This window comes from Pseudomonas sp. DSP3-2-3 (assembly GCF_049898225.1).
GTDB lineage: Bacteria > Pseudomonadota > Gammaproteobacteria > Pseudomonadales > Pseudomonadaceae > Aquipseudomonas.
On record NZ_JAFCXH010000043.1, the window covers coordinates 25,922 to 33,250 of the forward strand.

A 7,329-nucleotide genomic window follows, 5' to 3' on the forward strand; every position below is an offset into this window, starting at 1 on the left:
TGTCCGGGGGCAACCGCCAGGCGCCAGACGTATTGTCTGAACCGACGCCTTCCCGGCTAAAGCCGGTCCCACAACAGAAATGCGATCTGAAGTGGGAGCGGTGCTTTTACTTAATGATGCTCACGCGTTGCGCGGAATTTAACGTCCGCCCAGCGCTCTTCCATCAAGGCCAGGTTGACCCGTGTTGGCGCGAGGTAGGTCAGGTGACCGCCGCCGTCCAGCGCGAGGTTTTCCACGGCCTTGACTTCAAACTCTTCGAGCTTCTTCTTGTCCGCACATTCGATCCAGCGCGCAGACCACACGGTGATCGGCTCGTAGGCGCATTCGACTTTGTATTCTTCCTTCAAGCGGCTGGCGACCACATCGAACTGCAGCACACCCACGGCGCCGAGGATGATGTCATTGCTGCGCAGCGGGAAGAACACCTGCGTGGCGCCTTCTTCGGCCAGTTGCTGCAGGCCCTGACGCAATTGCTTGGACTTGAGCGGATCTTTCAGCCGCACGCGACGGAACAGTTCCGGGGCGAAGTGCGGGATGCCGGTGAAGCCGAGGTTTTCGCCTTCGGTGAAGGTGTCGCCGATCTGGATCGTGCCGTGGTTGTGCAGGCCGATGATGTCGCCGGCGTAGGCTTCTTCGAGCATTTCCCGCTCTGAAGAGAAGAACGTCAGCGCATCGCCAATTCGCACTTCCTTGCCCAGACGCACATGACGCATTTTCATGCCCTTGTCGTAGCGGCCCGAACAGATACGCATGAACGCGATCCGGTCGCGGTGCTTGGGGTCCATGTTCGCCTGGATCTTGAACACGAAACCGGTGAACTTCTCTTCGGTTGGCTCGACAGTGCGCTCGTTGGCGACCCGCGCCAACGGCATCGGGGCCCAGTTCACCACCGCATCCAGCACGTGATCGACACCGAAGTTGCCCAGCGCCGTCCCGAAGAACACCGGGGTCAGCTGACCGTTGATGAACTCTTCCTGGTTGAATTCATGGCAAGCACCCTGCACCAGCTCCAGTTGATCGACGAAACGATCGTACTCGTCGCCCAGATGCGCGCGGGCTTCGTCCGAATCGAGCTTTTCGATGATCTTGACGTCGGTGCGTTCATGACCGTGCCCGGCGGTGTAGACAATGATGTAGTCGTCGGCCAGGTGGTAAACACCCTTGAAGTCGCGGTAGCAACCAATCGGCCAGGTGATCGGCGCGGCCTTGATCTTCAGGACGGCTTCGATCTCGTCCAGCAATTCAATCGGGTCACGAATGTCGCGGTCCAGCTTGTTGATGAAGCTGACGATGGGCGTGTCGCGCAGACGGCAGACGTCCATCAGGGCAATGGTGCGTGGCTCAACGCCTTTACCGCCATCGAGCACCATCAGCGCCGAGTCGACTGCGGTCAGGGTGCGATAGGTGTCTTCCGAGAAGTCTTCGTGGCCCGGGGTGTCGAGCAGGTTGATCATGTGATCGCGATACGGGAACTGCATGACCGAGGTGGTAATGGAAATACCACGTTGTTTCTCCATCTCCATCCAGTCGGATGTCGCATGGCGGTCGGACTTGCGAGACTTCACCGTGCCGGCGATGGAAATGGCCTTGCCCATCAGCAGCAGCTTTTCGGTGATGGTGGTTTTGCCCGCATCCGGGTGGGAAATGATGGCGAAAGTGCGGCGTTTCGCGACTTCGGCGGCCTGGTGGGTCATGGGAAATCGCCTGGCAGGTGAGTCAAAAAAGGGCGCAGATTATAGCCTATCTGGATGCAATAACCGAACCGTTCAGTCGATGCGCGGTGGCCAATTACTATCTTGTGTGGGAACCTTTCAGGTCGTGGTGACGTCCACTCCCCTGATACAGCCATCGTCAGGGTCTGCAAAATCAACGAGTTAGCTTGACGAAGCTGCGCTAATGGCTTGTGTTTTCGCCGAGGTTCATCCTCAACGGCGACCCACCCGCTGCTCTTCGCGAACGTTATTCCTTGGTCACCGGCAATGGTCGATCAACGGCAACGCGTTCGCCGACTGAAATAAGGAGTCCGCCTGTGGCTAATCGCTATGGCAAGGGGCTGATTGGAGGTGCGGTTGTTATCGCACTCCTGGCCCTGCTGATCCACTGGATCGGCATAAGTACCATCAAGCAATACCAGGATGACCTGCTGTTTTATCTGCAAGCTCACCTGATTCTGGTTCTGGTTTCAATGTTGGCGGCCCTTGTGGTCGGGATCCCGGCGGGCATTGCCCTCAGTCGACCGAGCATGGTCGGCCGCGCCGAACGCTTCATGCAGATCTTCAACATTGGTAACACCATTCCTCCTCTCGCGGTTCTGGCCATCGCCCTGGGTATCCTCGGGATTGGCAGCGGACCTGCCATCTTCGCGTTGTTCCTGGCCTCGTTGCTGCCCATCGTGCGCAACACCTACGAAGGCCTGAAAAACGTTCAGGGTTCACTCAAGGAAGCCGCCGTCGGTATCGGCATGACGCCCAGCCAGGTGCTGATGCGTGTCGAGTTGCCCAATGCCGTGCCGATCATCATCGGTGGTGTGCGTGTGGCGCTGGCAATCAACGTCGGGACCGCGCCATTGGCCTTCCTGATTGGTGCCAACAGCCTCGGCAGCCTGATTTTCCCCGGCATCGCCTTGAACAATCAGCCGCAATTGCTGCTGGGCGCGGCGTGTACCGCCTTGCTCGCGCTGCTGCTCGATGGCCTGGTGACATTCGCCAGTCGTATGTGGCTGGAACGCGGCCTGACTCGCTGAGCGAAAGGAATACCAATGAAAAAATTATGCTTGTTTCTAGGCTTTGCCTTGCTGTTCCCGGCATTTGCCCAGGCAGCGGATAAGCCGCTGCTGCGCATTGGCGCCCGGGTATTTACCGAGCAGACCATGCTCGCTGAATTGACCGCGCAATATTTGCGCACCAAAAACTACGACGTGCAAATCACCGGTGGCCTGGGCAGTAACCTGGCGCGTAGCGCACAGGAAAGCGGTCAGCTGGACCTGTTGTGGGAATACACCGGCGTTTCTCTGGTGGCCTACAACCATGTCGATGAGAAGCTCGACAGCGAACAAACCTACGCACGGGTGAAAGAACTCGACGCGAAAAAAGGCCTGGTCTGGCTTTCGCCGTCGAAATTCAACAACACCTACGCGCTGGCCTTGCCGCAGAAAATTGCTGACAAGTACCCGCAGGTCAACACCATGACCGACCTGACGAAAGTGCTCAAGGACGAAGCCAAAGAGAATCATGTCGTAGCGCTGGACACCGAGTTCGCCAACCGTTCCGACGGTTTGATTGGCATGGTCAAGCATTACGACATGAATCTCGGTCGTGAAAACACCCGGCAGATGGACGCTGGCCTGGTCTACACCGCGCTGCGTAACGGGCAAGTCTTCGCTGGCCTGGTCTACACGACCGACGGCCGTTTGAATGCCTTCAAGCTCAAAGTCTTGCAGGACGACAAACGTTACTTCCCGGACTACACCGCTGCACCGGTGATTCGTCAGGAATATCTGGATGCTCACCCGGAAATTGCCACGCTGCTCAAGCCGCTGGCGGATCTGCTGGACAACCAGACCATGATCGACCTCAACGCTCGCATCGATGTCGGTCACGAAAGCCCTTCTGTTGTTGCCGCAGATTTCCTGCGCCAGCACCCATTGAACTGATTAAGGAGAAGACATGAATCTCTTAAGTACCTTCTCCCATCTGGACTGGCCGCTGATCCTGCAGCTGACCTGGCAGCACATCACCCTGGTCGGGATCGCCGTGACCCTGGCCATCGTCGTTGGTGTGCCGCTGGGCGTGTTGATGACGCGCTTTCCATCGCTCGCCGGACCGCTGCAAGCCAGCGCCACGGTATTGCTGACGGTGCCGTCGATTGCCCTGTTCGGGCTGCTGCTGCCGTTCTATTCCAGGTTCGGCCAGGGCCTGGGCCCGATGCCAGCGATCACTGCCGTGTTCCTGTACTCGCTGTTGCCGATCATGCGTAACACCTATCTGGCGCTGACCGGCGTCGAACCGGGTATTCGCGAAGCCGCCAAAGGCATCGGCATGACCTTCGGCCAGCGCTTGCGCATGGTTGAACTGCCGATTGCCGTGCCGGTGATTCTCGCTGGCGTGCGCACCGCCGTGGTGATGAACATCGGCGTCATGACCATCGCCGCCACCATCGGCGCGGGCGGTCTGGGTGTACTTATTCTTGCTTCAATCAGCCGCAGCGATATGTCGATGCTGATCGTCGGCGCCGTGCTGGTCAGTCTTCTGGCCATCTTCGCCGACCTGCTTCTGCAATGGCTGCAACGCACGCTGACTCCAAAAGGATTGCTCAAATGATCGAACTTCAAAACCTGACCAAGATTTTTCAAAGCAACGGCAAAGAAGTCAAAGCCGTCGACTCGGTAAGCCTGACCGTCAACGAAGGTGAGATCTGCGTCTTTCTGGGCCCTTCGGGCTGCGGCAAGTCCACCACGCTGAAAATGATCAACCGCCTGATCATGCCGACCTCCGGCAAGGTGTTGATCAACGGCGAAGACACCACCGGGCTGGACGAAGTGACCCTGCGTCGCAACATCGGCTACGTGATCCAGCAGATCGGTCTGTTCCCGAACATGACCATCGAAGAAAACATCACGATTGTTCCGCGCCTGCTGGGCTGGGACAAACAGAAGTGCCACGACCGCGCTCGCGAACTGATGAGCATGATCAAGCTGGAACCCAAGCAGTATCTGAATCGCTACCCGCGTGAACTGTCCGGTGGTCAACAACAGCGCATCGGCGTGATCCGCGCCCTGGCCGCTGACGCGCCGCTGCTGCTGATGGACGAGCCGTTCGGCGCGGTCGACCCGATCAACCGCGAGATGATCCAGAACGAATTCTTCGAGATGCAGCGCGCGCTGAACAAGACCGTGATCATGGTCAGCCACGACATCGACGAAGCCATCAAGCTGGGCGACAAGATTGCCATCTTCCGTGCGGGCAAGCTGGTCCAGATTGATCACCCGGACACCTTGCTTGCGCATCCGGCAGACGAGTTTGTGTCGAGCTTCGTCGGCCAGGACAGCACCCTCAAGCGCCTGTTGCTGGTCAAAGCTGAAGACGCTGCCGACAACGCGCCTTCGGTCAGCCCGGAAACTCCGGTCGCCGATGCGCTGGAAGTCATGGACGAAAACGACCGTCGCTACATCGTTGTCACTGACAGCGAAAACAAAGCCATGGGCTACGTGCGTCGTCGCGACCTGCACCGCCAGACCGGCAACTGCCTGCAATTCCTCCGGGAGTTCAACGCCACAGCTGCGTTCGACGAACACTTGCGCATCCTGCTGTCGCGCATGTACGAGTTCAACCGCTCATGGCTGCCGGTGCTGGATGCCGAAAATGTCTTCCTCGGCGAAGTGACTCAGGAGTCCATTGCCGAATACCTGAGTTCCGGGCGTTCGCGTGGTGGAAAGACGAGTATTACGTCGCCGGCGGACGTTGTGGCTGAAGCGCAGGGTAACTAAGTTGTATCAAGCCCGGCGCTGCAACGGCGCCGGTTTTTTTTGTCTCTGGATCGCACGCTGGTAGCTCTTTATTGATGCCTGTCAACTGTCATAGCTACCAGTAGACAGGCAGGTGCTCAGGTCATAGCCTCAACCACACAAGGCAGTACTTCACCGTAGCCGTCGCCCTGCTTCCCATTAATGGACTGAAGACGAGGTGAGTCATGAGTAAGCTTTCGGCAACGCAGCTGGAGCGAGTACGCGCGGATTTCAAAAGGCTTGACAAAAATGGCGATGGGAAACTAACGGTTGAAGAATTCACCACTGCCATTGCGGATTTCCTGACGCCTGAAGACCTCAAGCAACTGCTCGCTGAGGTTGACCCGGACAAAAACGATGAAATCAGTTGGGAGGAGTTCCTGGCCGATTATGAAAATGATCTGGACGCGTAGGGCGATAGCGCTGCGCTAGCAATTCGTTGGAGCGCCGTTCTATCGCGCCGATATCGAAATTGTGGGAACGTTCGGAGGTTACGACGGCCGCGTAGCGGTGTGTCAGGTCGATTGCTATACAGTGTGTGGACAGGTCGAGCAATCGAGCCGTTAAGTATTTTTCCAGCTAGGGCGATAGTAAAAACGGTACCTGGATGGTCGGTACGATCCCGTGTGGAATGGCACCGATCATCAATGGTTTTCACCTTGCATTAGTAAGGATTGCATCCTTGTTTAAAGACTTCATCCCAGGAAGCGACCGGGCGCGCGGGTTCTATGTTCCAGGTGGGTTTGTCACGGGTGAAGATCTTTTTACCGTTATCGTCGCCGCTCCACTCCATCTGGCAGGTGAATTGTCGTTCCATGCTGCCGTTATCCGGTTTCCAGCGCGGATCGTTGCCATATTTAGTGCGTTACCTGCATATCCGGGAAGGCGGAACTCTGGCCAACGCACATGCATGGGTGTCTGGCCATTTTCGCGAATAAATTCACTCCCACGATGTCGAAATCGGCGCGATCCTGTGGGACCGGATTTATCCGGGAAGACGTCGGTTCAGACAACACATCTGTGGTGTCTGGGGGTTGCCTCCAGGTATAGAAGCTCCCACAGGTTCTACGTAGATCTGTCCGCTTTTACCGGGCTTCGACGCTCGTCAACGATCGCTCAACCAGACCCTGTGCCATCTCGACCAGGTGCATGACCGAACACGCCAGGTCGCGTTTCTGGCCGCTGAGTTGGTCGCAGGTTTCGTAGGCGGTGGCTGCTGCGCAACGCAACAGTTCTGATACCCGCGTCAGGTTTTCTTCGAGGTTGTGGGGCGAGCTGGGAGTAACTTTAGTCATTGTGTTGATCCTACAAGTCCGGAAGCCGCCCTTGTCGTTCTCACACGAAAAAGGTGGCAGCTATGAGCAGGGTGAGAAACCGGTAGTAGGCGCCCCGGCCAGACCGAAGTCTGCCTGCACACAGCCGCCATAAATCATCCATCATCGGAAAAAATCGATGATGACCTGTCGGACTATGCGCCTACTGAACAACCGGGTTCTCACACCCGACCACTGAATTTTCAATGGCAGGGCGCAGGCTAGTTGCAGAAATTGGCAGGCGCAAGCGGGGTTGGAGTGTCTAGGAAACTTCACTCAAGAGATACAGAGCGGTCCTTCGCAATCGTGACATTTTTTGTATGAAAACCGGTCCCGTAGGAGCGCGGCTTGCCCGCGAAGAACGATCATGCGGTGTGTCTGCTGCACCTCAATGACCTTCGCGGGCAAGCCTCGCTTGTATGTTTAGACTTGAAGGGGTGGGTGGGACTAAAAGCCTAGCTTCTGACTCATACCAGTACAGACCGTTGGAGACTTCGTCCCACCCCTTCACCA

8 protein-coding genes are annotated in these 7,329 nt (G+C 57.3%); 5 read left to right on the plus strand and 3 right to left on the minus strand.

All coding sequences use genetic code 11. The annotated features are described in order from the left end of the window. Positions 1 to 110: 110 nt before the first annotated feature. Positions 111 to 1,694: a peptide chain release factor 3 gene (locus ACP7E4_RS28155; RefSeq protein ID WP_426119197.1), complete on the minus strand. Its 1,584-nt coding sequence runs from the start codon at positions 1,692 to 1,694 to the stop codon at positions 111 to 113. 335 nt (positions 1,695 to 2,029) lie between these two features. Between ACP7E4_RS28155 and ACP7E4_RS28160 the strand changes: the two genes are divergently transcribed. The 5 genes from ACP7E4_RS28160 (at position 2,030) to ACP7E4_RS28180 (ending at position 5,916) form a co-directional block, all read left to right on the plus strand. Beyond that, a complete protein-coding gene (locus ACP7E4_RS28160) occupies positions 2,030 to 2,743 on the plus strand; it encodes an ABC transporter permease (RefSeq protein ID WP_426119195.1) in 714 nt (237 codons plus the stop codon). Positions 2,744 to 2,758: 15 nt separating this feature from the next. Further along, on the plus strand, positions 2,759 to 3,652 hold the full coding sequence (locus ACP7E4_RS28165; protein ID WP_426119193.1) for a glycine betaine ABC transporter substrate-binding protein: 894 nt from the start codon (positions 2,759 to 2,761) through the stop codon (positions 3,650 to 3,652). A 13-nt stretch (positions 3,653 to 3,665) separates the two neighbouring features. Beyond that, positions 3,666 to 4,319 (plus strand): ABC transporter permease, encoded by a 654-nt coding sequence (locus ACP7E4_RS28170; RefSeq protein ID WP_426119191.1) that lies wholly within the window; start codon positions 3,666 to 3,668, stop codon positions 4,317 to 4,319. Then, positions 4,316 to 5,485 (plus strand): betaine/proline/choline family ABC transporter ATP-binding protein, encoded by a 1,170-nt coding sequence (locus tag ACP7E4_RS28175; RefSeq protein ID WP_426119189.1) that lies wholly within the window; start codon positions 4,316 to 4,318, stop codon positions 5,483 to 5,485. The genes ACP7E4_RS28170 and ACP7E4_RS28175 overlap by 4 nt, the downstream gene beginning before the upstream one ends. A gap of 203 nt (positions 5,486 to 5,688) precedes the next feature. Further along, a complete protein-coding gene (locus ACP7E4_RS28180; protein ID WP_426119187.1) occupies positions 5,689 to 5,916 on the plus strand; it encodes an EF-hand domain-containing protein in 228 nt (75 codons plus the stop codon). 251 nt (positions 5,917 to 6,167) lie between these two features. Here the strand turns inward: ACP7E4_RS28180 and ACP7E4_RS28185 are convergent, their stop codons facing one another. Together ACP7E4_RS28185 and ACP7E4_RS28190 are read right to left on the minus strand one after the other, a co-directional pair. Further along, entirely contained in the window at positions 6,168 to 6,320 is a 153-nt protein-coding gene (locus tag ACP7E4_RS28185) for a DUF2599 domain-containing protein (protein WP_426119185.1), read from the minus strand. Positions 6,321 to 6,588: 268 nt separating this feature from the next. Beyond that, a complete protein-coding gene (locus ACP7E4_RS28190) occupies positions 6,589 to 6,798 on the minus strand; it encodes a DUF6124 family protein (protein ID WP_426119183.1) in 210 nt (69 codons plus the stop codon). Between the last annotated feature and the right edge of the window lie 531 nt (positions 6,799 to 7,329).